The 23903-nt window shown below is 40.7% G+C and carries 24 protein-coding genes and 1 pseudogene; 15 read left to right on the forward strand and 10 right to left on the reverse strand.

Translation table 11 applies throughout. The features are described from left to right. Window positions 1-1287, forward strand: coding sequence for an oligosaccharide flippase family protein (locus CLV95_RS14295; RefSeq protein WP_002736271.1), 1287 nt, complete (start codon window positions 1-3; stop codon window positions 1285-1287). Continuing rightward, complete coding sequence (locus CLV95_RS14300; protein ID WP_016749600.1) at window positions 1284-2888, forward strand: hypothetical protein; 1605 nt, start codon at window positions 1284-1286, stop codon at window positions 2886-2888. The genes CLV95_RS14295 and CLV95_RS14300 overlap by 4 nt, the downstream gene beginning before the upstream one ends. On the opposite strand, the gene CLV95_RS14305 is transcribed toward CLV95_RS14300, so the two are convergent. The 4 genes and pseudogenes from CLV95_RS14305 to CLV95_RS14320 form a co-directional block, all read right to left on the reverse strand. Then, window positions 2868-3782 carry an ATP-binding response regulator gene (locus CLV95_RS14305; RefSeq protein WP_002736128.1) on the reverse strand — a complete coding sequence of 305 codons (915 nt, stop codon included), beginning with the start codon at window positions 3780-3782 and terminating at the stop codon, window positions 2868-2870. The genes CLV95_RS14300 and CLV95_RS14305 overlap by 21 nt on opposite strands. Window positions 3783-3836: 54 nt before the next feature. Then, on the reverse strand, window positions 3837-5195 hold the full coding sequence (locus tag CLV95_RS14310) for a PDZ domain-containing protein (RefSeq protein ID WP_002724180.1): 1359 nt from the start codon (window positions 5193-5195) through the stop codon (window positions 3837-3839). Then, complete coding sequence (locus CLV95_RS14315; RefSeq protein WP_002737803.1) at window positions 5192-6646, reverse strand: S1C family serine protease; 1455 nt, start codon at window positions 6644-6646, stop codon at window positions 5192-5194. The genes CLV95_RS14310 and CLV95_RS14315 overlap by 4 nt, the downstream gene beginning before the upstream one ends. Then, window positions 6639-7379, reverse strand: a pseudogene (locus CLV95_RS14320) (LIC11113 family protein); the annotation flags it as partial. The gene CLV95_RS14315 and the pseudogene CLV95_RS14320, both read right to left, overlap by 8 nt. A 126-nt stretch (window positions 7380-7505) precedes the next feature. On the opposite strand from CLV95_RS14320, the gene CLV95_RS19100 reads away from it, so the two are divergent. From CLV95_RS19100 to rsmI, 6 genes are all read left to right on the forward strand, one after another. After that, the gene (locus CLV95_RS19100; RefSeq protein ID WP_016749601.1) at window positions 7506-7796 is read left to right on the forward strand and encodes a hypothetical protein; all 291 of its coding nucleotides are present in this window, start codon (window positions 7506-7508) and stop codon (window positions 7794-7796) included. A gap of 48 nt (window positions 7797-7844) precedes the next feature. After that, window positions 7845-8696, forward strand: a complete 852-nt coding sequence (locus CLV95_RS14325) for a sulfurtransferase (protein ID WP_002724240.1) — start codon at window positions 7845-7847, stop codon at window positions 8694-8696. A gap of 484 nt (window positions 8697-9180) precedes the next feature. Further along, window positions 9181-9609 carry a thiol-disulfide oxidoreductase DCC family protein gene (locus tag CLV95_RS14330; protein WP_026054871.1) on the forward strand — a complete coding sequence of 143 codons (429 nt, stop codon included), beginning with the start codon at window positions 9181-9183 and terminating at the stop codon, window positions 9607-9609. Window positions 9610-10419: 810 nt separating this feature from the next. Beyond that, a complete protein-coding gene (locus CLV95_RS14340) occupies window positions 10420-11208 on the forward strand; it encodes a M23 family metallopeptidase (protein ID WP_002724211.1) in 789 nt (262 codons plus the stop codon). Beyond that, window positions 11209-12021, forward strand: a complete 813-nt coding sequence (locus tag CLV95_RS14345) for an HAD family hydrolase (protein WP_002736115.1) — start codon at window positions 11209-11211, stop codon at window positions 12019-12021. A gap of 232 nt (window positions 12022-12253) precedes the next feature. Further along, the gene (rsmI, locus tag CLV95_RS14350; protein WP_002724178.1) at window positions 12254-13021 is read left to right on the forward strand and encodes a 16S rRNA (cytidine(1402)-2'-O)-methyltransferase; all 768 of its coding nucleotides are present in this window, start codon (window positions 12254-12256) and stop codon (window positions 13019-13021) included. Between the two features lie 360 nt (window positions 13022-13381). On the opposite strand, the gene CLV95_RS14355 is transcribed toward rsmI, so the two are convergent. Both CLV95_RS14355 and CLV95_RS14360 read right to left on the reverse strand, forming a co-directional pair. Continuing rightward, window positions 13382-14197, reverse strand: coding sequence for a pseudouridine synthase family protein (locus CLV95_RS14355; protein WP_002724229.1), 816 nt, complete (start codon window positions 14195-14197; stop codon window positions 13382-13384). Further along, window positions 14190-14642 (reverse strand): MarR family winged helix-turn-helix transcriptional regulator, encoded by a 453-nt coding sequence (locus CLV95_RS14360; protein WP_002724233.1) that lies wholly within the window; start codon window positions 14640-14642, stop codon window positions 14190-14192. The genes CLV95_RS14355 and CLV95_RS14360 overlap by 8 nt, the downstream gene beginning before the upstream one ends. Here CLV95_RS14360 and CLV95_RS14365 point away from each other — a divergent pair. From CLV95_RS14365 to CLV95_RS14375, 3 genes are all read left to right on the forward strand, one after another. After that, window positions 14641-14916 carry a hypothetical protein gene (locus CLV95_RS14365; RefSeq protein ID WP_002724157.1) on the forward strand — a complete coding sequence of 92 codons (276 nt, stop codon included), beginning with the start codon at window positions 14641-14643 and terminating at the stop codon, window positions 14914-14916. The genes CLV95_RS14360 and CLV95_RS14365 overlap by 2 nt on opposite strands. 148 nt (window positions 14917-15064) lie before the next feature. Continuing rightward, window positions 15065-15679, forward strand: a complete 615-nt coding sequence (locus tag CLV95_RS14370; protein ID WP_016749602.1) for a helix-turn-helix domain-containing protein — start codon at window positions 15065-15067, stop codon at window positions 15677-15679. A 66-nt stretch (window positions 15680-15745) separates the two neighbouring features. Then, entirely contained in the window at window positions 15746-16726 is a 981-nt protein-coding gene (locus tag CLV95_RS14375) for a hypothetical protein (RefSeq protein ID WP_002736244.1), read from the forward strand. 269 nt (window positions 16727-16995) lie between these two features. Here CLV95_RS14375 and CLV95_RS14380 read toward each other — a convergent pair whose 3' ends face one another. Further along, a complete protein-coding gene (locus tag CLV95_RS14380; protein ID WP_002736109.1) occupies window positions 16996-18456 on the reverse strand; it encodes a sodium:proton antiporter in 1461 nt (486 codons plus the stop codon). Between the two features lie 40 nt (window positions 18457-18496). Between CLV95_RS14380 and CLV95_RS14385 the strand changes: the two genes are divergently transcribed. Further along, window positions 18497-18694, forward strand: coding sequence for a hypothetical protein (locus tag CLV95_RS14385; RefSeq protein ID WP_002724239.1), 198 nt, complete (start codon window positions 18497-18499; stop codon window positions 18692-18694). 57 nt (window positions 18695-18751) lie between these two features. Here CLV95_RS14385 and CLV95_RS14390 read toward each other — a convergent pair whose 3' ends face one another. Continuing rightward, window positions 18752-19486 (reverse strand): zinc-binding metallopeptidase, encoded by a 735-nt coding sequence (locus tag CLV95_RS14390; RefSeq protein WP_002736131.1) that lies wholly within the window; start codon window positions 19484-19486, stop codon window positions 18752-18754. A gap of 438 nt (window positions 19487-19924) precedes the next feature. On the opposite strand from CLV95_RS14390, the gene perRB reads away from it, so the two are divergent. Continuing rightward, entirely contained in the window at window positions 19925-20392 is a 468-nt protein-coding gene (gene perRB / locus CLV95_RS14395) for a peroxide-responsive transcriptional repressor PerRB (RefSeq protein WP_002724266.1), read from the forward strand. Window positions 20393-20397: 5 nt separating this feature from the next. On the opposite strand, the gene lpdA is transcribed toward perRB, so the two are convergent. Further along, complete coding sequence (gene lpdA, locus CLV95_RS14400) at window positions 20398-21816, reverse strand: dihydrolipoyl dehydrogenase (protein WP_002736101.1); 1419 nt, start codon at window positions 21814-21816, stop codon at window positions 20398-20400. Between the two features lie 442 nt (window positions 21817-22258). Continuing rightward, window positions 22259-22504, reverse strand: coding sequence for a DUF7660 family protein (locus tag CLV95_RS14405; protein ID WP_002730247.1), 246 nt, complete (start codon window positions 22502-22504; stop codon window positions 22259-22261). A 239-nt stretch (window positions 22505-22743) separates the two neighbouring features. Between CLV95_RS14405 and CLV95_RS14410 the strand changes: the two genes are divergently transcribed. Beyond that, a complete protein-coding gene (locus CLV95_RS14410) occupies window positions 22744-23250 on the forward strand; it encodes a hypothetical protein (RefSeq protein WP_002736122.1) in 507 nt (168 codons plus the stop codon). A 24-nt stretch (window positions 23251-23274) separates the two neighbouring features. Further along, complete coding sequence (locus tag CLV95_RS14415; protein WP_002736242.1) at window positions 23275-23856, forward strand: DUF1963 domain-containing protein; 582 nt, start codon at window positions 23275-23277, stop codon at window positions 23854-23856. Window positions 23857-23903 lie beyond the last annotated feature (47 nt).

Raw genomic sequence — 23903 nt, forward strand, 5'->3', positions numbered from 1 at the left:
ATGTCGAAGTTCTCGGGGAAGATGCAAAAAATTTCGGACCTTTGGTTTCAATTCCGTAAATCCGGAATGTTTAAGTCATCCCTTTTTGTCAGCGTTTCCAAGGCGGTTTCTTCGCTGCTCAATCTTGTGTTTATGGTCTATTCCGTAAACATACTCACAAAAAGCGAGAACGGACTTTTTCAATATTATGCGGGATTTCTTCCGGTGTTACTTGCGATCGCGGAGTTCGGATTACCCGCAGCGCTCGTGAAATTTTTAGCTCCCATCACTGGAGATAAACGAAAGATCGGAATCCTTTTATCTTCTTCCATGATAATCAAATTAGGTGCGCTTGGAGCTTTGACCTGTATCAGTTTTATGGGGGCTGTTCTTTTAAAGGAAAGTTCGATCGTGGTCGCGCTTCTCGTATTGGGAAGTTTTATACTCTCATTCAATACTTTTTTTGAAAGCATCTTTATCTGTTTCGGAAATTATATCTCTCTCTCGTTTTGGAATCCTCTGACGAATCTGATCCGGCTTCTGGTCTTGTATTTCGCGGATCAACTTACAGAAAGGGCGCTCGGACATTTGGATATACTTGCGATCTTTACTGTGTCCCCGTTGTTCGTATTGGTCCTGTTTTTTTTCGTGTTTCCAAGAAGGCAATTGTATTGGAGCGGAGAAAAAAGCGGAATTATGGAGATGACCTCGAAGTTGACTTCGTTTAACGGATATGCGTTTTTAGCGTCTATCTTTGCGATGATTTCCGATAGAATGGAAATATTTTTTTTGAAGTGGTATCATTCACAGGAATCCGCGGCCGTATACGGAACCGCCTTACAATTGTTCAGTGGGTTCGTGATTTTATTTTCGGTACTCAATTCTCTCATATATCCGAAGTTATCCCGTTTGGTGGATTCCGAGGAATTTCCGAGGTTTCTATGGAAGTCCGTGATGTTGTCCGTCGGAATGGCGATACTATTATCTCCCGGATTTTTTACGGCGGAATGGATTCTAAATCTATTATTCCGAGGGAAATACGCGGACTCGATCGGGGTCTTTCAGATCCTATATCCGAATTATATGATGCAGTTGGTGTTTTCGCCGTTCGGAATCGCGTTATTCGCCTTAGGTCAACCAAGAATACTTGCGTTTTTGGCGTTGTTGCGGTTGGTGAGCGGTTTGGTTTTAGCGAATCTGCTCATACCGGAATACGGACCTAACGGCGCGGCGTTTTCGTACTTCTTAGGACAAATAGTGTCTTGGCTCATCCTAATCGGGTACTTTTTAGCTTTCTTTCGAAGATGAACGTACAAAGACGAACCCGAACCGAAAAAAAAACGGGCGGTTCCGCTACAGCGGGTTACTGGATTGAGTTTTTTCGATCCCTACCGCAAAGACCGAGGAACACGGGGGACTTTTGGATAATACTTGCGATTTTTTGTATATTCATAATATCTAAACAGATATCGCCAGAATCTTATTCGGAATATCGACTCGACGATCTCTTACTGTTGGAGGACGGGAAAAGGGAAATAACCGGAAGAGGACGGTTTTATGACTCACAGAGAGAGGAAGGGCCGGAGGAGGTAAAAGGATCTGCGAATGGTAAAGATACCGTAAAAAAACAAGATAACCGAATGCAGAGCCGGACTACTAAGTTTTATGGAAATGTAACCACCCTTTACAGGGGATTGACGCAAAAAGGTGGAATCCGGGAGGAGGAAGCCAAGCGAAGTTTTTCCCGAGGGATATTCAGTCCCGAAGTCGGCTGGACGGATAAGGGAGAACGAATGTATCATAAAATACTAATGTCTCCGTTCTTGCAATACGAGGAGACTATTATCGGAACAAAGACGATCACTCGGGGCGCCGACGGGGAGTTATTGTGGATCACCGGTTGGGAATCTCCATCCTTGAGAGTGGGGATCGAAGTAGGGCGTGGATACCAAAGGCTTGATCGGAACGGATTTTTATTTGTCGGATTTTTGAATTATGGAGAACTTCAAATTCATTGGAAACCGCTAGGGATTTCCGTAACGGCGATCGGAGCGCAGATGCGAAATACTCCATTGTATTCCACACGAGACAGAAGCGAATCTCCCCAGAGAATAGCCGGAGGGAGTGCTCAAATACTTGAGAATCGTATTTTCCAGAGTTTTAGAATATTCTATTATTTGTATAAAGAATCAAAGCAAGAAGCCGTCAAGGGAGGGCTGTTCGAAAGGGAGGAGCCGTTTCGTCCGTATGGAGAGTTTCAGTATTACGGAATCGAGTTCTCATCCGCAAAATTATTTGGATTTAGGATCGACGCGGACGCGATTCAAGTCGTCGGGTTTAGGCAATACGGACTCGGCACATTCCCGACTCCACAGTTCACAAGCGGAAGGCTGATCGGCGCTCGATTGGTTTTGGAAAGACCGGAGGCAGCGTATTTTTTAGGAGGACTTTATACTTCCAAGGATTCCGAATTGCGAGTCGACCGAAATTCGGATGGTTATGCGGGAGTTAGAACCGACCCTAGAGGTTATGGAGGGAAAACATCCTTTTTGTTGATGGAAAGTTTGCTGATGCAGGGAGGAAATGTGTTTCAAGAAGATGGAACCGTAGCAAAGCCGAATTTTGAGAACAAGGGAATGCAACTCCTACAATTCGGAATCAAAAAAAGTTGGAATCGAAAATGGAAGACTCAGGGAATGATTCTTACATCTTCCTCTCCTATGGGAAGGGGTTGGGAGGGAATTGCAACGGCGGGTTATCAGTCGGAATATTCTTATATTTTAATTAGCTTATCTTATGCACATGTGGATCCTCAGAGGGAAAGGAAAGTTTTTATCGAGGAATGGAAAATTAAGGAGTCGATCCGGGAATATTCCCGGATTTATTTTTCAGCTGGCATTTACTTTTGAAGGTGTAGGAAGAGCCTTTTTTAAGGTTCTGCTGAATCTGACTTCGTTTCCGATGTCGTTGTAGACGAGTTCATCCACGTTCATTTTCACAAGGAAGATACCACGGCCGGAGAGATGACTTGCGTTAGGATCGGTGACCGGGTCGGGAACCTTGTTGGGATCGAAACCCGTTCCAGGATCTTTTAGAGAAACTTGAACTTTTTGATTTTCGAAACCGACTTCAAGATGAACGAATTCGCTCAGAGTGTCGCAGATCCGATCCACGTGATCGAAATAATCCACATCGGAGGAGAGTAATTTCGATTTATTTTCGTAATTAATTCCCGCGAACCCGTGTTCGATCGAATTTCCGAGCAGTTCATACAAAGCGAGTTTGATTGAAAGGATGTCGTCCGTATGAATTCCGGGAATCAGGGAAATCGAGCGCATAACAAGATTTACATATTGATTTAAATTTTTAAGACTGGGTTTAATCGAAAAATGTTGTTTGGACTCTGTTAGTTGAAAGTGGTTTTTACCAATCAGTTCCTGACTACAAATGAATAAATTCTCGAATTTTTGCAGAGAATGACGGATCGCATCCATACGAAAGGGTTTGATGAAAAAATCCACGGCACCAAGCCGGAGCGCTCGAATGGAGATATCTATATCCTGGTTGCCCGTGATCACGATAAAAGGAGTGTTGATTTCCCTGTCCCGGAGCTTGGAAACGAAATCGATCCCGCTCATTTTAGGTAGACGGACGTCTGTTATGATCAGATCGAAACTTTTGTCTTTACAGATTTCTAAAGCTTCTTCCGCAGTTCCCGCCAAAGTGAGGTCATGAACGACTCCGAATATCTCCTGAAACAGTTCTCGGATCATTTCCTCGTCGTCTAAAAAAAGAATTCGCATAGGATCTTCCGTTGTCAGACGTTACATTTCCGGAATAGATCCGTCAAGATATTATCAAGGTAAATTGTCTAATTTATCCAGGTTATAATTTGAGAGAATCTTTGAATTCAAGCTCTGGAGTTGTTCTCTGGAAAATGCCGCAATTCGATTTCCGGAAAAACGAAAAACAATATATTCGTCCTGATTCTCATTTAAAATTTTTTTGAGATCGGGTAGAGAACGAACGGTTTTATTGTTCACGGATTCTAAAATTTGATCCTGGAAATCGTGGAACCCTTGGTTTGCGGGGTCCGGAAAAACTCTGCTGATGAATACGAGACGATTTTTTTCTGGATGTATCTTCTTGTTGAAGGATTCGTAGAGATAGAGAAGTTTTTTGTCTGAGTTTTCCCTATATTGATCTCCGGATTCTTTAAGATATGAACCGGTCAATTCCGTAAAAAAAAGTCCGCCGCTGATTAAGTAGGAGGGAGGTTTTGTCCCCGAATTGGAAGGGATGAAAAAAGAATCCTCCGCGTAGTTCTTTAACGAATACGTGACCTCTTTTCTTTTCCCGGCCCTAAAGACGCCGAGAGTCACAACGCTTCCCGGAAGGATCAAATGCTGATTTTTTGTAAGGATTCTGGAAAAAACCTCCTGTCTATCCGGAGGATGGGTGAAATTTTCTCCATTGATACTGTAGATCGCATCACCCGGAAATAAATTGTGAACCGGTCCTACACCCGGATATACTTCCGAAACCACAACTCCGTAGTAAGAATCAGGAAAATAGAATTTTTTTTCCGGAACCGTAAGAGCGTCGTCGAAGGAAAATCCCGGGTGAACGATCGGGTTGCTTGAAGAGGAGTGTAAAAACAGGAAGAGATATTCCGCAGGAATGTTCCAATTCCCGTCTGTGTAACCACAAATCATATTTTTGGAATATAAAAATTTTCTTTCGCTTCCTTCTGCACCGGATGGTCTGCTTATTTTCATAATAGAGTTGGAAAGATCCGGACTCTCCCATTCCGGTTTCGGGAAAAATTTGGAGCAAGGAGAATATCTGGAGTTACCGAAACGGGATTTTCTTTTGGCGGAAAATTTACCTCTATGAGAAAAAAGAGCAAGACCCGTTTCCGGATCGTGTTTGAAAAGATATAAGCGAGTTCCCGGCTTTGTTTCTGGATTCGTTTCCGAAAATAAAGGAAGTTCTCCCGGAGAGAGAAGGGCGAGCAGAAAATCCCGATCTGTTATGATCGCTGGAACTTTTCTTTCATAGTAAAGACCTTTTTGCCAAGGATTTTGATGAGAGAATTTTCGAAAGTGAACTAGGATCGTCTCGGCTTTTAAAGGGCCGGAGATCGTTAAACTCCATAGAACAGAAATACAAACTTGGAAAAATGGGAACGTGAGTTTTGAGAAAGTCCGTTTCATTCGTCCGCCTCCACGTCGAAGCGTTTTTTAATACGAATGTTGATCTTATCGATCGTATCCTGGTCGAGCACGATTGGAAGATTAACCCCTCTGAATTTCAGGCTGATCGTACTTCCGTAAAATTTTTTCCATAAGGATTTCAAATCTTCGAGGTCGGAAGGAGTACGATCGTTGATCGATTCTAGGATTTTATAACGATAACCAGAGTATTTGGAATTGAGGGGATCGGGATAAATGCCGGAAAGAAGAATATCCCTATCCGTAAAACGATACAATTCGTCCTGAATGTAATAGCTATAGTGATAACGAAGGGAACTTTCCAGTCTGGAATCTCCGCCGACAAGTGCGCGGTTGACGGGTTGGAATAAAAATCCTCCCGATAAAAAACTGGGATTTTTATTCTGTTGTCTATAAAGATCTAATGTTGGTACCCGTTTGAGAGTGCCTTCGATTTTGTGGTTTTTCCCGTTTCTATAAAAGAAAATTTTAACCGGATCATCGATGAATTTTTCCTCGATCAGATCCGCGATAAAACCGCCGATCGTGTCCATGATTTCACCTTCTCTGTTGAGATAGGATTGGTCGATTTTATACACGAAGTCTTCCGGTTGTAAAAGGTCCGAAAACGAGGAATCCGGATAAACCGTATTGATCAGAATTCCGTTTAGACCTTCCGGGATTTTCAAATAGGACTTTAAAGAAGCAGAATGACCGCTTTGAAAACTAAAACCCGGGAATGGAAAACCGTGATAGGTACCGTCCTCTATGTCCTTCAAAAAATGGATGATGATCTCCGGAGGAATTAAGTAGGCGACGTTGCCCTGAGATTGACTGATTTGGAAAGCGATTCCGGCGACTTTTCCGCTTTGGATGGCCGGTCCCCCCGAATAGCCGGGAATGATGTTTGCGTTAACTCGGATTGCTTTTCTATAATCCAAGCCGGTAAAAGAATAACGGACCCTTTCGACTCGGGAAACATTTCCGTTTTCTAATGTGATATTTTCGTCACCGCCGGGATAACCGAGTATGAGAAGGTTGCTGCCGAGAGCGGGCGAGGATTCGGAAATTTCCAGAGGTTCGACTCCGTTGAAAAATTCCTCCTCTTCCACTTTGAGAATTGCGAGATCGCAGTCGAAACCTAGGTATTGAACGTCGGCTTTGTAAAATTTGCTCGAATTGAAATGTTTTACTTTGAGATAATTGGAATTGGAAACCACGTGTGCGTTCGTCAAAATCCGGTTTCCGGAAATAATAATACCGGTCCCGGCGTCTCGATGGATTGACTTTTCTGAATATCCGTCTCCCTGACCTGAAAATGTGCTACTTCGAATGATGACTACACTATCCAAAAGGGCTTTCAGATCGGTGGAGTTCCCGTTTTGAGCGGGGAGCGGGAAACTGAAGAAAACGAATAAGGATATTAGAATATTGAAAAGTATTTTGTTATTCATTGTAGATTTCCGCATCCTGTTGCCAGAGGATTTTTTCCGCTTCTATAGAATGAATTTTCAATTTGCCGAGATATCTAGCGCCTTCCTGGATTTGATCCGTATCCTTACCGTCTATTCGAATTTTTCCCAAAAAGTCGGAGCGGATTCGGATATAAGAATAAGGCGAAGAAGGAATACAACTCGCCTGGAAGGAATAATATATCGCTTTCTCCCAATAGAAATCGGAATCTTTCTTTAAAAAGATCAAAGGGCACGTGGAGTCGAAGAATATTTCTTTTTCGCCGTTTAAAACTCTTTTTGCAGGATGTTTTGAGATACTAAGGTAATATTGAAGTCCGTAGTTGTCCCTGTATTCTCTGGAGGTCTGCGTTTTGAAGGGGATGATATCTTTTGTACTGAAGTTTTTAAAATTCCAAAAAGGATTTTCCGGAGGTTCGTCTTCGTAAGAGGGTTTCACTTCGAGATAAATCTTTTTGCCGATTCTTAAAACTTCTCCCAAAGAGATCTTCGTGGAATGATTTTTCCAAAATTCTGAACTTCCGCCGAGATAGATAAAACCGGGCCATTTACGTTCTTTGCATTTGTAAGAAAGATAGATTATCTTTTCAAAACGTTCTGATTCCTCGAAACTGCAAGGTTTCGGTTCGAATGAAGAATATCTGGCTCGAAACGATCGAACGAGGGATTCGGAAGGATGTTTGTGAAATTCTTGGATGAAGGACTGGAAATTTTCCTGAAACGATTTTGTTTTATCCGGTTCGGAATCTATGTTTCTCGCAAATAAAAAAAGAAGAGAGAGAATTTGAATGAATACGAATTGTCTTTTCCTTGGATTTTCCGGAAAAATTCGAGGGTAAGAATGGCTATTCCTGAATTTTCGTATCATTGTTTAGAATATCGGTCTTTTACACCCCGGATGTTAAATTCTCACGCACAAAGAAAGATTTCGGGTTATTTTCTATTTCATCTCTTTAGGAGGATTCGATCTTTCTTTTTTACAGCGCGTCCCAAAAACCCAGTTTACTTTGTCAGAAAGATCAAGCTGCAAGGTTCTGTCCCAGTTTTGGGACAGGTTCTTATAAAGTCCCATGCCTCAAATTTGCAATGTTTTTTAAAAAAAAGTACATCAGAATTTTCGGGCAAAAAATAATGGTTAAATTCAAAGAAAGACTCGTTTCGTCGATAAGGGTGGGTTTGCTTGTCCAGCTGGAATTTTATAAAAACTGAATTAAATGATAAGGATTTTTTGATCGATTGTCGCTCCGCGTCAGGGTATCAAGAATCTACTCTCAAAGGAGCTTACAGTTTTCCTTTTATTAAAAAGGCTTTTGCCTCGGATCCGGAATCGCAGAAGAAGATGACTGGTCCCTTGGAAGAAATTTTAAATTTCATACAGAAAGAAGGTGCAGTTCGAGTGATTGTCTTTGACGAGGGGATGGGGATGTTCGCTTCGAGGATGGTATATCTATTGAGAGCGGTCGGTTTTCAAAATACATTTTTATACGGAAACCGTTGGCCTATATCCGGAGTCGACCAAGAAAAAGGTTGCAGAGAAATGGAACTTGGCCCCGGAGATAAGCCGAGAAAACTGGAAGGTATAGTCGATAAAGCGTTCCTCGAAAAGAATTTAACAAGACTCCAGATTTTTGACACAAGAACTCAGGAAGAATATGAAGGAAGACTTCCAAGGCTTACCGCGCCGGAACCTGGCACGTTATGTGGTCGTTTGCCGGGTGCGTTTCTTTGGGACTGGAGAATTTTATATGACGGTCAAGGAAACCTAATCGAAAAAAATCAGTTTAATAAAAAACTCAGATCCTTTCCGTTCATGCCGGAACGAACCACAGTGATCTACGATTACAACGGGGCAAGATCTTCTTTGTTGGCTTTAATGTTACGTGAAGTCGGTTATTTGGACGTTCACACCTATCAAGGTTCCTGGTTTGAGTGGAGAAAATCCAGCCTTCCGAAACAAGCGGTTTCGGTTTATGGGCAAACCGGAACCGGCGGTGCTGCGCCAAGAGTCGGTGGTTCGGACCGTAAATTATAAAAGTTCCGTTCCAGATTCTTAATTATTCTTCAACGAAAGACTGTCTCTTAAGGAATTTCTGTATTAGGATATTAGAATTCGTTTTGACGATGGAAGATCCATGTGAAAGGAATTGTCAAAGAAGAATATTTCGTAAAAGATAAGAACGAAAAAACTACGTCTAAAATTTTTCTGCAAAAATCATGGAAGTTTCAAAGTGGAAAAGACAAAAGAAAGCCGAATCAATTCTTGAGTGTGTATTTCTAACCCGGGAACTATAAACAAGGTGCCTGAGGTTCCTTGAGTCTTAAACGGGGAATTTGTCTAAAAATTCATAAGTACCTATTCTGTAGGAATTAGTAACCTCTAAAAAAGTTCCTACATCTTTGTTAAACTCAAGCCGTCTCGCTTCTATGGTCGCTCGACAGGATTTAGGGTGACTCTAAAGAATATCATCAAATTTGGAATTCGTTTGATGGAAATTTTAAAAAGGTCTAAACAAAAGATGGAATCCGAAATTTTAGATGACTCATTAGAACGTCCCATTGTGTTCTTTGACGGAGTGTGTAATCTTTGTAATGCTTCCGTTTTATTCTTTCTGAACCGGGATCAAAAAGAAAATTTAAGGTTTGCGAGTTTACAATCGTCTATCGCGGAAAAAATTCTCGGAAAAAAGATAGAATTGAAAGATTCTCCGTCCTCGGTTTTATTTTTGGAAAAAGGGATTCTCTATCAGAAATCGACAGCAATTGTAAAAATTTGTGCGTATTTAACTTTTCCTTGGAATCTTCTTCCCTTATTTCGGTGGGTTCCAAATCCTATTCGGGATTTTGTTTACGATTGGGTTGCAAGGAATCGGTATCGATGGTTTGGGAGGTTGGACACGTGCAGAATGCCTGATCCGAATTTAAAATCCAGGTTTTTAGAAGATTAAAGCGAATATATCTACCTTTGAAAAACTTCGGTAAAAGTTCATTTTCAATCCAAATTCGAGCTTTTGAATAACTCGGTTTCGATCGATTCTTTCGTTTGATAAAAAGTTTGGTTGTTTGATTCAGTTTGAGGTCTGAATTTTAACGTGGGTTCGGTTCGATAACTTCCTAATACTTCCGCAAATAAAGTGTCGGAACTCCTCTTCCTATGTTTCCAAGAATCAAGACAATATACGGTTGTTTATCCCCTGAATCACTTTCCTCTTGAACACTTCGCTGTAACGTTTGATCGTTGTCATTTTTTCCTCTTCTTCCTGACAACTTTTTTATAGGAAGCTACACGTGTTGCCGTGACACTATCACTAATCCTCTGAATATGGAGAGTTCCCACAGATTACGTCTCCTTATGTTTTGAAACTACTTTTCACAACGAAGTTCTGCGCGGGTTTTCATGTCGGCTAATAATGATCGAGATAATAGTGGTAGTTCTGATTTTTTGGGAATTTCCGCATTGAGATGGCTTTGATTTTCTTCCGTCGAACTCACATTCAGTAAGAAACGATTCTCAGTAACTAACGATATACTAAAATTCTTCTGAAAAAGCCAAAAAACTACATTTAGAAAAGAAAATAAAGATTTTATAGGTAAAATCATTTAATATCTTCGATTTTTACCTTAGAAATTGAAGGAAAAAATCCTTGAATGGAATTTTGGAGCAATAAGAGTGACTTCAGAAATTATTTTCCGTTGCCGACGTTCAATTGAGTGGGCCTCCGGGGTTTTGTTTGGCGACATATTTTGGAAGAAATGATATGAAAAGAAAAACTGGCTGTATTCTGGCGGGGTTGCTTATTCTCGGTCTATTTTTCAGCATAAAATCCTTTGCCAATACGAATCTTGAGGAAATCAAACTGGATAATCAATACCTTCAGACGTACAGAGGGCTGGAGGGAATTTGGATTGTTCCCAATCGAGTTAAGGAATCCGTCGAAGATTTGATTCACAATTTTGGAACGACGGAACATGAAATCAAAAAGATTAACGGGATTCCTGATAACGAAAGAATTTCCGTAACCGAGCCTATCTTCTTTCCTTATAATGAAAATTTTATCAGAAGTCTTCTTTTGGAAGATAAAGGCCGGGAGATTTTTCGTACCGATCAGAGGGAATTCATTTGGCCGATCAGTTTTAAGCATTCTTTTGTTACGTCTCGATTGGGAAAAAGATGGAATGCAATGCATTCCGGAGTGGATATCGCCTGTCCGACCGGATCGATTGTGATTGCGGCGGCGGATGGGATTGTTTTGGAATCCAAAAAAGACGGCGGTTATGGAAATAAGATTCTGCTTTCTCATCCCGGAATTAATGGAATCAATACTCTTTACGCTCACAATTCCCTACTTTATGTGAAAGAAGGAGATAAAGTGAAAAAAGGGCAGATTATCGCTCTCTCCGGAAATACGGGGCATACGACCGGTCCTCACTTACACTTCGAAGTACGTTATCAAAATGTGGTATTAAATCCGGAACACTATCTTCCGGTCTTTCAATCTTCTTCCGAGGCTCGTGTGGCGATCGCTCGGGAGACGATAGAAGAATAAGTGCCCATCACGCGGGATTTTTGGAATCCCGAAGTCTATGAAATTCTTTTTCGAATGCCGCCCGGTAAGGCGGCATTCGATTTTGATAATACTCTTGTAAGGAACGATTTCGGAGAAGCCGTGATGGAGCTTTTTCTTTCGCAAGGAGTTCCCTCTTACAAAAAAGACGTTTCCTCTTTTTTAAGGGAGAATACAGACAAGGTTCTTTCCGCTCGTTTTCAAAATCCGGCTTTATTTCGTTCTCTCGTTCTTTCCGAATATGAATCGATTCAATCCAAATTCGGGCTCGAGGCATCTTATCGATGGAGTTCTTGGATTTTTTCCGGACATTCTCCGGAGGAATTGAAAGAAATTTCTAGAAAGGTATGGAACGAGCACGCGTTTGATTCAGGCTTACATTCCGTCAAGATCTACGAACCGATGAAAGAACTCGTCAGTCATCTTCTTGAAAATCAATGGGAGGTATGGATTGTGACCTCTTCTCCTCAGGAAATTGTTCAATCCGTTTCTCCACTTTTCGGAATTCCGGCCGAAAGGGTTTTAGGGATGCAATTATCTCTTGAAAACGGACTCCATTCTTCGGAGATATTGGAACCGTTTACCTACGGTAAAGGGAAGGTCGAAAGACTGAAAGTTGCAACGGGTGGTTTTGTGGATCTTGCTTTCGGAGATTCTGTCAACGACTTTGTTTTGCTTGATTCTGCCACACAGATGGGAATTTTTTTGGATAGAGGAAAGGGAGTTGTTCCTCCTTCTCCTACGAAGGTTCAGTCTGTTTCAAATTGGAACGTTTTGCAGAAAGTTGTCGTGTAGGTTTTTTCGTTTTTTGAATTGAATAGAGTTGTTGAAAAATTAATTCTCTGTCCGTTTCTGTTTCATTGAAATGGACGTTTGAAGCGGTTTTGTTAATCCGAATCATGGAATTTTTCAACGACTCTAATGTAAATTCATAATGAAAGCCTTCTTGTATGAATCAATTTGATACGAGCGAATATTCGAAACGTATTATGAAGGAAAATTTTAGGTTTGAGAGAATCCGTAAAGTATGAAAAAAGAATTACAAGGGACTCTCGTTCTGGTTTCGGTTTCTTTGGGAAATTTCGGCGACTTGACTGCAAGGGCTAGAGATCTATTAGAATATTGTGATGTACTCATAGGGGAGGAATTCAGGACAACTTCCACTCTTCTTAAATCCCTTTCGATCTCCAAACAATTTCTTCTCTGCAACGAGCATACAACCCCCGAAGAGATTCGCAGTCTCGGTCAAATTGTGGTGGATTCCGGTTTGACCGTTTTGGTTTCCGATGCGGGAACTCCCGGAATCGAAGATCCGGGAAGAGAACTCGTTGGGGAGGTTTTAAGAAGAGGGGGACGCGTACAAAGTGCTCCCGGCCCGACCGCATTCGGAGCGGCTTTAAGCATTTCCGGTTTTAAGACTTCTCCGTTTACTTTTTGCGGTTTTTTGTCCAGGGATTCTTCGGAACGAAAGTTGGAATTAAGTCGCTATTTAAAACCGGGACATACGGTCGTATTTTACGAAACACCTTACAGATATAAGGCCGTTCTTCGCGATTTAAATTCCGTTTTGATAGAAACGGGAGAGGATAGGGTGATCTTTTTCTGTTTGGACCTGACCCTGGATTCTGAATTTCAGTTTCGAGGAAAGTTAGGCGAACTTTTGAAGGTTCTGGATACGCTTCCAAAAGGAAATCCTGTGATTGTCGTTTCTCAGAGAAAGGGAAGGTCGGTTTCCAAGATCGATTCAAAGACGTTCTCCAATAAAAATTCTCAAAAACCTAAAAATAGAAAGTAGGTTTTTTTGCATCGTTTTGGATCTTTTGAATTTCGAAAATTACCTGGGAATCTATCATAACGTTACCCACAAATTAAGAAGGCTTTTGGGATCATAAGGATCAAAAACTGATATTTTTCAAGTGTTCCGACAAGAATGAGGCTTTTTACTTGCAAGAAGTATGATTTTGTGGTAAAGAAAACCTCCCGAGTCTTCCCACCACCTCTCCCCTCCACCCAAAATCAGGGTGGGGCGTAAGTTTCACAGAGGATTTGTAGTAATTCCGACAGATTTATCTTCAGATCCAAGTATTTGTGGGTAAGGTTATGGGAATCTATGGATCGCAGCATAATAATCGTTTTTGTATTTGTTATGCCGAACTCACGTTAATTTGGAAAAGATAGAAGAGTCCAAAGAAATTCCTTCCAAGAACTTTTGAAAGTCGATAGGAGGAGGGCAAAAGATTCTTTCTTCATAACCGTCCTCATTTCTAAAGGAAACTCCTATCGCATGTAAGAGAGAACGTTGTGCAAAAGAAACTCGTCGTTTGGCTCGGATAGGGGCTGTGATTGTTTCTTTGTTAAGAAAATTTCGTTTTTGTATATTAGAAATCCTATTATCGGAAGGTGAAGTTTCCATTGGTTTCTTCGTTGTCGTGGAATTCAAATCGAGTGATTTACCGTAAACGTAGTCACCTACAATCGGATGGCCTTTTTCACTTAAGTGAAGTCGAATCTGGTGTCTCCTCCCCGTATGAAGTTTTGCGAGTAACACCGAATAATGGTCTTTCAGATTTCTCTTTAAGGTTAAAAATTCCGTAACGGCTTTGTCTCCTCCTGAAAATACTTTACGGACTTTTTTGTTCCCGTCCTTGATATAACAGGTTTCGGTGAAATGTTCCTCTTCTACGATTCCATCCGCTACACAGAGATAAATTTTCGATGAGGATTTTAAGATCCGATCGGCTTCTTTGTTTTTATCTGGATTCTTACAAAGAAATACGAGACCGCTCGTGTCCAGATCCAATCGATTTACGGTTCTGAGATATTCGAGAGAGAGTTCTTCTTGCAGCCGATCCGCAAAATTTTCCCGTTTGGAGTCTTTAGTTGCGTGGACCGGAATTCCGGGAGGTTTTTCCGCAAAAAGAAAGGATTCAGTTTCGTAGAATATTCTAATATTCAAATTTACCTTAGGCATTTTGTTGTCTTAGATCCAAAAGGGAACTTCTAAAGTTTTTTTCGTCCTTGAGAATGGAAAAGAAGAGTTTGTCCGTCGATTCCACGATATGAATCGCCTTTTCTACCAATTTTTTTCCTTCCAGTGTGAGAAACAAACAGTTTGCTCTGGAATCTTCGGGATCGGGTTGTCTCGTAAGAAGTTTTTTGGATTCGAGACTGCGTAATACCTTAGATGTCATCATTACGTCCGTTTTCGCGTGTTCGGCAAGACGCACTTGGGTCGCCTTTTGAGAAGTTTCTTCGAACCAAGCCAAACTCGCCAATAGCACGAATTGAACGTGTGTCAGATCCAGGATCAAAAGATTTTCACGGATCTTTTTTTGCCAAAGATTCGTGATTTGCCAAAATAGGAATCCTGTACTTTCTTCAACTTGTAATTCTGAGAATATAGATTTCGATTTCATGGCCTTTTTTTCTCGGGAACTAAAATTTCATTCTATTGAGTTCGTGCATGAATTTCAGTTTGCCAAGAGGGAGTCGGGTAAGATCGGAAAAGAATTTATTCTTGCGAACTTCCGTTATACGAAACCGTATTCTTTTGGGTTTGAGCATTCCATTTCCTTGCTGCCGGTTTTAAATTCTTCCTCTAAAAAAATTCTTCCACTTCGTGCTCCCTGCATTTCCAATTCGATACGTTTTGATAGAGTTTCCAAAGTTTTGCCTCGTTGGCTTGGGTGATTTCTTCGTGTTGTATGCGTTTCATATTTTTCCTTTTTAGTAATTATAATCCAGTTTATAATAATCGTGATTAGTATTTATGTAAATCTATTTTCCAAGAGATAGTTTTAAGTTGACAAAATTCTGCTATATTAGACAAAAAGGGGAGATGAACCCAACTATGGAAGAGTTAGAAACAGATAAAGAGTCTCCTTCTAGTGAGCACATCACGGAAGTTGTCAAAGAAAATCTCAAGCTGATTCGCCATACAAAAGGATTCTCTTTGGATAAACTGGCTTCCCGTTGTGGAGTGAGCCGGGCTATGCTTTCACAGATCGAGCAAGGCAAAAGTGTTCCGACAATTTCCGTTCTTTGGAAGATCGCAAACGGTCTTAATGTTCCTTTTAGTGAACTTCTCAAGGAAAAAGGCGCCGAAGGTGTGATCGTGATGAAGGCGGAGAACACTAAGGTTTTGTTTTCTAGTTCGAAAGTTTTCTCCAGTCGTGCTCTTTTTCCGTTTAATGGAAACCGCAAAACCGAATTTTACGAACTCATTTTAAAACCGGGTGGAATCGAGGTCGCAGAACCCCATTCGTCCGGTACTACTGAAAATATCGTTGTTGTTTCCGGTAAACTTCGTCTTCGAGTCGGCGAAAAAGTTGTGGAATTGGAACCGAAAGATTCCGTTTTTTTCAGAGCCGATATTCCTCACGAATATTCCAACCCAACAGATCAGGAAACCCTAATGTATCTGGTGATGGATTATAGAGACGAAATTAATTAAAAGCCTGCCGTTTCTGGTCTGAAGAGGAAAATCCACCAACAATTTCTTGTAGGATTTTTAAAAAGAATGTCAAAACGTTTTCCCCCGATGATCCTTTTTTCTTTCCTTACGTTTGTTTTTCCCCCGTTTCCGTTTTTATATTCGGAAAGTTCTCAGGTTTCGAAATCCGATTCGATTTATACGGAACAGATATCCTGTCATCCGAACGATTGTATTTCCCTTAAATTGGAGGAACTTCTTTCCGAGGGTGTTCGATCTGAGATCGCAGGTTTTATGTCCGAAAACGCAGGAAAGATTTTGATCGATACGTCAGATTCTCCTCGAAAGATTGATTCCGAAGATTTGGAGGATATTCGAACCTTTCTGGAAGAAATTTCCAAACGAAACGGTAAGGTTGTGATCGAAAAACTTCATATCGCAATTCGTTCGTTTCAACTTCCCGATCCTCCTTTTCTCAAAGATGTAGGTCTTGTAGGTTGGAATGTTTTTAAAAGAATTTATAGGAAAATCTATTTTAGAAATACCTCGGACTATCACGCAAAGGTTTTGTATCATCCGGAAACGTTAAATATTTTTCTCGTGTATTTTGTTCATCGTAAATATGGGGATATCTGTAACACGGTTTTTGCGAACTGTAACGAAATCGAATATTTGGATGACGACACGTTTGATTTACAACTTTCCGGGGCCTTGAGGGAATCCAGGGAAAAGAGGATCCCGGTTAGGATTGCCTTTCGTCAAACCGAAGCGGTTCTTCCGGAAGCGAAGATTGATTTGGAATATCTCAAAAATGTCAATCGTTCCACTCGAATTTACAAATGGATGGCTGCGGGAAAAGAAAGAGAAGTGAAACCTGTGATCAAATCCAGATTTTTAGCGTTTCAAGCAATTGTTACTGCGATTGATTATTCTTTAACCGTTTACGATATGATGTCGGCTCTCATTTTATATAAACCTGCTAGGGAAAGAAAGATCGAAGTGAATTATATCGAGTCCGAAAAGGGAAAACGAATCGATTCTGTGATTTTTTTTCCTCCGGAAGACTAAAGCTAAAGCGTATTTCGAAATAATACCGGGTTCTGCTGGGAGACTGTGCATCATAGGGTGTTCAAAATTTTGTCTCTAAGTGGGACGACTAAATAACGTGAGTTCGGCATAATCAATGCGAAATCGATTCTGAACTTTGGTTTATAGAAAATAATTCGAAATTTTTTATATAAATTCTATTCTAAACGAACGAATTTCGAAAAAGAAAACGGACTCTTATTGGGTTACGATCGTCCCTCTCGGAAAGAGAGGGACTCGAAAGTGTTTTCTTAGCGGAAGAAGATGAATGTGAGAAGCAGAAAAGTGGGAATCAATATTCCAATAGAATAAAGTATATATCCACCGAAACTCGGCATTTTTACTTTATTCTCCTCCGCGACGGACTTCACCATAAAGTTAGGGGCATTTCCGATATAAGTGAGCGCTCCCATAAATACGGCCCCGACCGAAATCGCTTTTAAAATGCTTTCCGCGTGTGGATCTGCAAGAATCTGAGCTACGTTGGTCATACCTAGAGTTCCTTTTGCCAAGGATAAGAAGGTGAGATAAGTCGGCGCGTTATCCAAAATTCCCGAGAAAAAACCGGTCACCCAGAAGAACTGCCAGGTTTCGGTAATCCCTAGTTCTTTTCCATGGTGTTCCAAAAGAACGAGGGCCGGAATCATCGTGATAAAAATTCCGATGAATAGATAGGCGACTTCTTGGATCGGATGAAGAGTGAATTTGTTATGTTCTCTAACGTGGCCTTTGGTCGTAAATTTGGAAGCGAAAATCAAACCGATCAAAACTCCTTCTCTGACAAATGCGATGTACGGATTTTCATTGATCGCAGGAATGTAATTTTGATTCAAATACGCGACTGACAAAACGACTCCGAGTAACCAGATGAAATTTACCTGACCTTCCATGCTGATCTTTTCTTTATGAACATGGTCTCTTTTGAGGTCCTTAACGTTTTCTTTTTTATAAACGATCGTATCCCAGATAAAATAAAGGATCAAAAGAAGAATACTCGCAATGAGTAATTCCGGTAAAAGTTTAAACGTCCAAGTGAACGGAACTCCGATTAGATAGCCTAAAAACAAAGGAGGATCTCCCAGAGGAGTTAAGGAACCGCCGATATTCGAAACCAAAAAGATAAAAAAGACAACGGTATGAACCACATGTTTTCTTTCCGAGTTCGTTTTCAAGATCGGACGAATCAGAAGCATGGAAGCCCCCGTGGTTCCGATAAAGGACGCAAGAAAAGTTCCGATGATCAAAAAGATCGTGTTGTTCAAAGGTGTGGCTTCTATGTCCCCTTTTAAACGAATTCCACCCGAAATGTAAAAGAGTGCTCCGAGTAGAATGATAAATGGAACATATTCGAACACAAGAGTATGAACGATTTTACCGAACCATCCGTGTAGAACCAGGATGAGGAACGAAACCGCCGCCAAAGCAAGTGCGAGGATCAGTTTGTTCGTATTGCTTTCCCACCAATGAGAGGTAGTCTGCGATACGATCGGTAGAAGTGCGATACACAAAAGTATAAGAACGAAAGGAATTACGCTCCAATATGGAAGGTCTTCCCCCTCTTCATGGTTGCCGGAGGAATTTTCCTGGGTATGTGAAGAATCCTGGGTTTGAACGGTATTTTGTGTGTTCCCAACCGGCTCGTCCGCTAAAAGCGTCGCCGTGGGTAGGGTAAGAAGGGTCGCCAGAAGGACGGATGTAAGTTTTTGTTTCATTGCTCGTATCATCTGAAGAATTTTTAGACATTTTCAGAATTTGGAAGAAAGAGTTAAAGTAAAAAGACTGTCTTTCTCTTTTTTTTCGGCGAATTCTTTTTCTATTTTGGCGCACTTTTGGGGGTTTTATGTTTTTAAAATCACCTTTTGGCTGTTAAATCTAGTAAGAGTTCCTACAGTTTTAAAGTTTGGGAACAAACTCACAACTAAAAGCCCGTCTCAAAACTGTCTTTTGTAGAGCGGCAGCGACATTGTCATCAGTCCTTGTGGAGCACGCGTTTGTTCGTTGATCACCTCATCGGCAATCCTGTTCTGCTTGGATCATTCTTGTTTTCCACTCCGTATTTTCCGCACCTGGAAAGGGCCAGAACTGGTTCCATTCGGAAACCGTTTTACGTACTTTTGCCGCAACGATTGGATCGGTTTGGCAGATTCGAACCAATCGGTTGTATGTACTCCGACGTGCCATAGTTGCCCTTCCAATTTCAGCTCGGTCTTCTATATGACTCGCTGTCGCGTAATAGGATACCAAACCGGGAACAGGGTTGATCTTCTGAGCAGGAGGATTTTTGGGATCATAGCTATTTCCGTATTGAAATCCGGGATAATTTAACTTGCCCCATTCCGGATCGAAAAACGTGATAAAACCTGGGACGTGATGATCTACTGCGTGTGTTAGTTCGTGATGGATTGTACCCCGAGGATCCGAAGCAGAACCAGAATCAGTATCAAGGTAATTTATCCAGGTGCCAGTGCTATCATCGAATATGATAGAGGAGTCATAGGATGCAATTCGATCTTGTACATTCAAGAACATGGAACCAGTAAAGCCAGTCGTTCCAAGGGCGGGCCCGCCCAAAACCTTTAAATTTCTACAAAGCGTAACGCTTTCCGCGCCTGCTTTGATCCAATAACCCCTTGGATATCTGGCGCTTCCTAGGGATGTATTCGAGTTGTTGAAAAATGAATTCTTCATTGATCCCTGTTTCATGGAAACGATCGATCGAAGCAGTTTTGTTAATCTAGACAATGGAATTTTTCAATAACTCTCTTATAGGAAACGGTTTGCGGTATTTAAAAATGCCAAAATTTTTCGTATTTAAGTTAGGGATCGATTATAAAATAAAAAAATCGAAATTATAGTAGGCTAAACAAGATTTCAAAACGTTTTCAGTTCAAATTATTGGATGGATCGTTTGCAAAATTTATTTATGTAAACTTGATTTTAGGATTTTAGAGAACTATTTATTAACATCTAAAATCCCTACATTTTTGTTAAACTCAAGCTGCATCGTTTCTATGGTCGCTCGACAGACTTTAAGCACCACTGATTCGTACGCTTTGAATTTTAGCACAATTCGCTTTTAGGCACAGAAATTATCTATTGCTCAAGTATCTGGATTTTTTGGAATTTGAACGTAACGAAATACGAATAAAATTGTGCGAAAAGTTGCTTTGTGGATGTCTTATGGGAAGAGGTTCCCGAAACGGGATTTTAAGAAGAATGGAAGCCTTATTCTCTAAAAAAGTATGTCTTACCCCGACGGAAATCGAACAGAGATTGAAGTCCGTTTCCATCCAGCCTACCATGCAAAGAATTTCGATTTGTCGGTATGTTCTTTGCGAAGCCGATCACCCCACCGCAGAAGAAGTCAAAGAATGGGTTGATAGTCGTTCTTTTAAGATGAGTCTTGCAACGGTTTATAATACGCTTAATATTCTCGTTTCAGTCGGTCTTTTGAGAGAATTCAAGTTTTCCTGTTTGGGAAAATCGGTCTATGATAGTAATATCGTGGATCACTATCATTTCTTCGATGTGAAAAACGGAAAATTTCACGATATAGATCCTTCTTTGCTTTCACTTAGTTCGCAACTTCCCGCGGAGTTTCAGGTCGACAAAACGGATATCTTGCTGACTGGGAATCTGATTCACTGATTTTTTTAGAGATTGATCGCTTCTCCTAAGGCCGCGCCGAAGGATTCCATCACGGTTTCTGAAAGCGTGGGGTGTGCAAAGATAGTGGATGCGATTTCTTTCGCGGTCAGTTCCTGAGTGATGCCGAGAGCGACCGCAGGTAAAAGTTCCGTAACACCGGGACCAATGAGATGAGCTCCTAAAATTTCTCCGGAAGATTTATCCACGACCACTTTCGTAAAACCACCCGTGTCTCCCATCGCTTTGGCTCTACCACTGGCGATAAAAGGAAATTTTCCGACACTGATCGTATAACCCATGTCAGTCGCTTTTTTTTCGGTGAATCCGATGGAGGCAATTTCGGGATGACAGTAGGTACAACCCGGAATTGCGTCGTAGTTGATCGGAGTATAACTAAGGTGGTGAGGGTTTCCAACCTGGATGGAGATCGCTTCGGCGGCCTTAATGCCTTCCATGGAAGCGACGTGTGCGAGAAGGGGAGGGCCGTTACAATCTCCGATCGCATAAATATGAGGAATGCTCGTTTTGTACTGTGAGTCCGTTTTTACGAAACCTTTTTGTAAAAAGACGCCGATCTCTTCCAGGTTCATTGTGTCCGTATTCGGAACGAGTCCGATGGAAACCAAAATTTTTTCTGTCTCCGATATTTCGCCGCTTTCGGGAAGATTTTTTCCTTTGAGAAGAACTTTTACTTTTCCGTTTTTAATTACGGGGTCGGAAACTCCGACTCCGGTGAGAACTCGGATTCCTCTTTTAACAAAAGACTTTTCTAAAAATGCGGAGATCTCTTTATCTTCTACGGGAAGAATTTGATCCATCATTTCGACTAATGTGACTTTTGTTCCCATCGTGGAGTAAAAGTCCGCGAACTCGACCCCGATCGCGCCCGCGCCTACGATCAAAAGGGACTCCGGAATTTTTTCCTGAATCATCGCAGTTTTTGAGGAAAGGACCTTGATTTCGTCAAAGGGTAAACCGGGAAGTTCTCTGGCTCTTGCTCCGGTGGCGAGGATAAAGTGTTTGGAGGTAATTTCCTCTTTGGAAGTATCCGGAAGCCAAATCGTATTCAAATCTTTGAATACTGCGCTTCCCTTTTTACGGGTGATCTTATTTTTGTTTAAAAGGAATTCCACGCCGGAAGCCATACTGTCTGCGACGTTTCTGGAACGTCGAATGATCGCGGGAAAATCGGGTTTCGCGCCGGAGAGATCGATTCCGAAATCTTTTGCGGAATGTATCTTATCTAAAAGATGAGCCGATTCAAGCAATGCCTTCGTCGGAATACAACCCCAGTTTAAACAAATTCCACCCGGCCTTTCTTTTTCAATGATACATACGTTCATTCCTAGTTGGGCGCCCCGGATCGCGGCGACATAGCCCCCTGGGCCCGCTCCGATAACAGTGAGATCGTAAGATTCTGACATAAAATTCTCCGGAGTTATGGATAGGTTTTTATCAAGGTTGGGCAAGAATTTTTTGAAATCAAATCAACGTTCCTAAAAATTTTCAGTCCGCCCCAAACCCGGAATTATTTGACTTTTTGGACAAATTTTGTCGTGACAAACCCGCGCCCATTGAATTGCGACTAATGAAATTTATTTTTATCTTATTAATATAGACTATTGAACCGTTAAATCAAAAATTTAACAAAAATCAATTTCTCAATTAGTCGCAGTTAAATTTAGAACTTGTCCCAAAACTTAGGATGGAGGAGACTTCTACGGGAGTGTTCCAACAATAGGTCCCATTTGAAAACCGATAAACTGTCCAAGGAACATGATCTGCGGGGATTCTCGCGCTCTATTACGAATTTATGAAATGATTGTGCTGATTTTTTTTAAGGTTTTGGGACAAGCTCTGATTCTTTTATTCATAGATTCTTGCCCCACATAAAATATCAGCGAACAATTGCCAACTCGCTATCTCAGGATTTAGATCCAGATTTGAGTTTCTATAAAACCCGATAATATCCTCAGAATACACAAGTATATTTTCTAAAAACGTTTCAATATCGCAGCACTCCCACATTTCTTTGTTTTGTCGGTAATCTTCAATCAATTCCATCAGAAAGAGTTTGAATTCTTTCTTGGATTTCACATTTTTTCGCTCCATTCGTTTTCTCCGATTTCCTTATACAAGGTCGCATAATGGAGTCGTACAACATATGCTTTCAAGTTCAAGCGATATTCTTAAGAGATCGAATCTTTATTTCTAAATTTAATGCGACTATACTTTCAAAAGAGTTGCGAGATTACAAGTTACGCCATTTTCAATTTTTGAAAGATTGACTTCCAAATGAATTACGGAACTTATGTTCAAACAAATGACCTTAGGGTTAAAGGAAGAATGTTATGGCAAAAGAATATTTTGGAATCAATCAACTGTATGGTCTTGAACATCTATACATTAAAGAAAAGGATATCGGTATTCTCCGAGGAATTTCTGGAGAATTAAGTGAAAGTATCAAATTACAAGGTAGAATAGAGCGCGAGGTCCTTGGGATAGAAATGACACATAAAGAAAACCCTAAAACCTCTGACCCTGTTGCAATAGATCCTATTACGGATGGTTGCCTTCTCATGTCTGAACCAATACTTGTTATTCTTGAAGAACTTGGGTTTCAAGATTTTAAAGCGTTACCTGTTATTTTAAATCATAAACCTACCAAAAGAAATTTTAATTTTTGGCTTTTTAAATGCTCTGAGCAATTAAAATTCCCTTTACAAAAGGAAGTAATATGCTTCCACGCGGACAGAAGTACGATGGTATATTTCAATAAAGCTGCTAAAGAAAAAATAGAAGCTTTAAAGCCAAATTGTATAAGATTTGAAGTTCCTTATAACATTAATGAATTCTAAACTTCATTATTAGGGAAATAAAAAATGAATGCAATTGGTCTGAATTTTGATCCGGTAAGCGAACGAAAATTAGGGAAATCAAAATTGGGAGGAAAACCGGATTTGCCTGAGAACTTACCTTATCCTAAAAATGCAAACGGCTATGACATTCCTTTTTTATGTCAATTGAATCTCGGTGAATTTGATAATGAAATAGCATCAGGAGGAATTTTATATTTCTTTTGTCAACTTGATGATACAACCGAGTACGGCACTGTTCTTTTTTCAAAAGATACAAAATCTTTAATTTCATTAGATCCCCAGCATCTCGATGTTGAAATTACATACCCTTTAACCGAAAGAGCCATTTCTTTTAAAGTGTTTGAGGAACTACTTGAAGGTGATGAGAATTATTATGAAGTAATGGGAAGATCCAGAATTGGTGGAAGCATATTTAAAGCCGGAGCAGATTATAGCGAGGATGGAAGGGTTTCATTATTGCAGCTCAATAGCAATGAGATCGAAGAACTCGAAGGTGAAGTAGAAGAGTTTATTCATTTCTTCATTGATTTAACCGATCTAATCTCTTTAAATTTTGCTAATGTTTTTGTAACAAGCCAGCATTAGAAGTTATCTCAAAAATATCTTAGAATGATTGGCATCCGCATTTTAAG

It is taken from the genome of Leptospira borgpetersenii serovar Javanica, assembly GCF_003046425.1.
GTDB lineage: Bacteria > Spirochaetota > Leptospiria > Leptospirales > Leptospiraceae > Leptospira > Leptospira borgpetersenii.

What these genes read in the sequence shown, in the direction of transcription:
- CLV95_RS14295 (WP_002736271.1), top strand. Translation starts at nt 1, where the DNA reads ATGTCGAAGTTCTCGGGGAAGATGCAAAAAATTTCGGACCTTTGGTTT.
- CLV95_RS14300 (WP_016749600.1), top strand. Translation starts at nt 1,284, where the DNA reads ATGAACGTACAAAGACGAACCCGAACCGAAAAAAAAACGGGCGGTTCC.
- CLV95_RS14305 (WP_002736128.1), bottom strand. Translation starts at nt 3,782, where the DNA reads ATGCGAATTCTTTTTTTAGACGACGAGGAAATGATCCGAGAACTGTTT.
- CLV95_RS14310 (WP_002724180.1), bottom strand. Translation starts at nt 5,195, where the DNA reads ATGAAACGGACTTTCTCAAAACTCACGTTCCCATTTTTCCAAGTTTGT.
- CLV95_RS14315 (WP_002737803.1), bottom strand. Translation starts at nt 6,646, where the DNA reads ATGAATAACAAAATACTTTTCAATATTCTAATATCCTTATTCGTTTTC.
- CLV95_RS19100 (WP_016749601.1), top strand. Translation starts at nt 7,506, where the DNA reads ATGGCTATTCCTGAATTTTCGTATCATTGTTTAGAATATCGGTCTTTT.
- CLV95_RS14330 (WP_026054871.1), top strand. Translation starts at nt 9,181, where the DNA reads ATGGAATCCGAAATTTTAGATGACTCATTAGAACGTCCCATTGTGTTC.
- CLV95_RS14340 (WP_002724211.1), top strand. Translation starts at nt 10,420, where the DNA reads ATGAAAAGAAAAACTGGCTGTATTCTGGCGGGGTTGCTTATTCTCGGT.
- rsmI (WP_002724178.1), top strand. Translation starts at nt 12,254, where the DNA reads ATGAAAAAAGAATTACAAGGGACTCTCGTTCTGGTTTCGGTTTCTTTG.
- CLV95_RS14355 (WP_002724229.1), bottom strand. Translation starts at nt 14,197, where the DNA reads ATGCCTAAGGTAAATTTGAATATTAGAATATTCTACGAAACTGAATCC.
- CLV95_RS14365 (WP_002724157.1), top strand. Translation starts at nt 14,641, where the DNA reads ATGGCCTTTTTTTCTCGGGAACTAAAATTTCATTCTATTGAGTTCGTG.
- CLV95_RS14360 (WP_002724233.1), bottom strand. Translation starts at nt 14,642, where the DNA reads ATGAAATCGAAATCTATATTCTCAGAATTACAAGTTGAAGAAAGTACA.
- CLV95_RS14370 (WP_016749602.1), top strand. Translation starts at nt 15,065, where the DNA reads ATGAACCCAACTATGGAAGAGTTAGAAACAGATAAAGAGTCTCCTTCT.
- CLV95_RS14375 (WP_002736244.1), top strand. Translation starts at nt 15,746, where the DNA reads ATGTCAAAACGTTTTCCCCCGATGATCCTTTTTTCTTTCCTTACGTTT.
- CLV95_RS14380 (WP_002736109.1), bottom strand. Translation starts at nt 18,456, where the DNA reads ATGAAACAAAAACTTACATCCGTCCTTCTGGCGACCCTTCTTACCCTA.
- perRB (WP_002724266.1), top strand. Translation starts at nt 19,925, where the DNA reads ATGGGAAGAGGTTCCCGAAACGGGATTTTAAGAAGAATGGAAGCCTTA.
- lpdA (WP_002736101.1), bottom strand. Translation starts at nt 21,816, where the DNA reads ATGTCAGAATCTTACGATCTCACTGTTATCGGAGCGGGCCCAGGGGGC.
- CLV95_RS14405 (WP_002730247.1), bottom strand. Translation starts at nt 22,504, where the DNA reads ATGGAGCGAAAAAATGTGAAATCCAAGAAAGAATTCAAACTCTTTCTG.
- CLV95_RS14410 (WP_002736122.1), top strand. Translation starts at nt 22,744, where the DNA reads ATGGCAAAAGAATATTTTGGAATCAATCAACTGTATGGTCTTGAACAT.
- CLV95_RS14415 (WP_002736242.1), top strand. Translation starts at nt 23,275, where the DNA reads ATGAATGCAATTGGTCTGAATTTTGATCCGGTAAGCGAACGAAAATTA.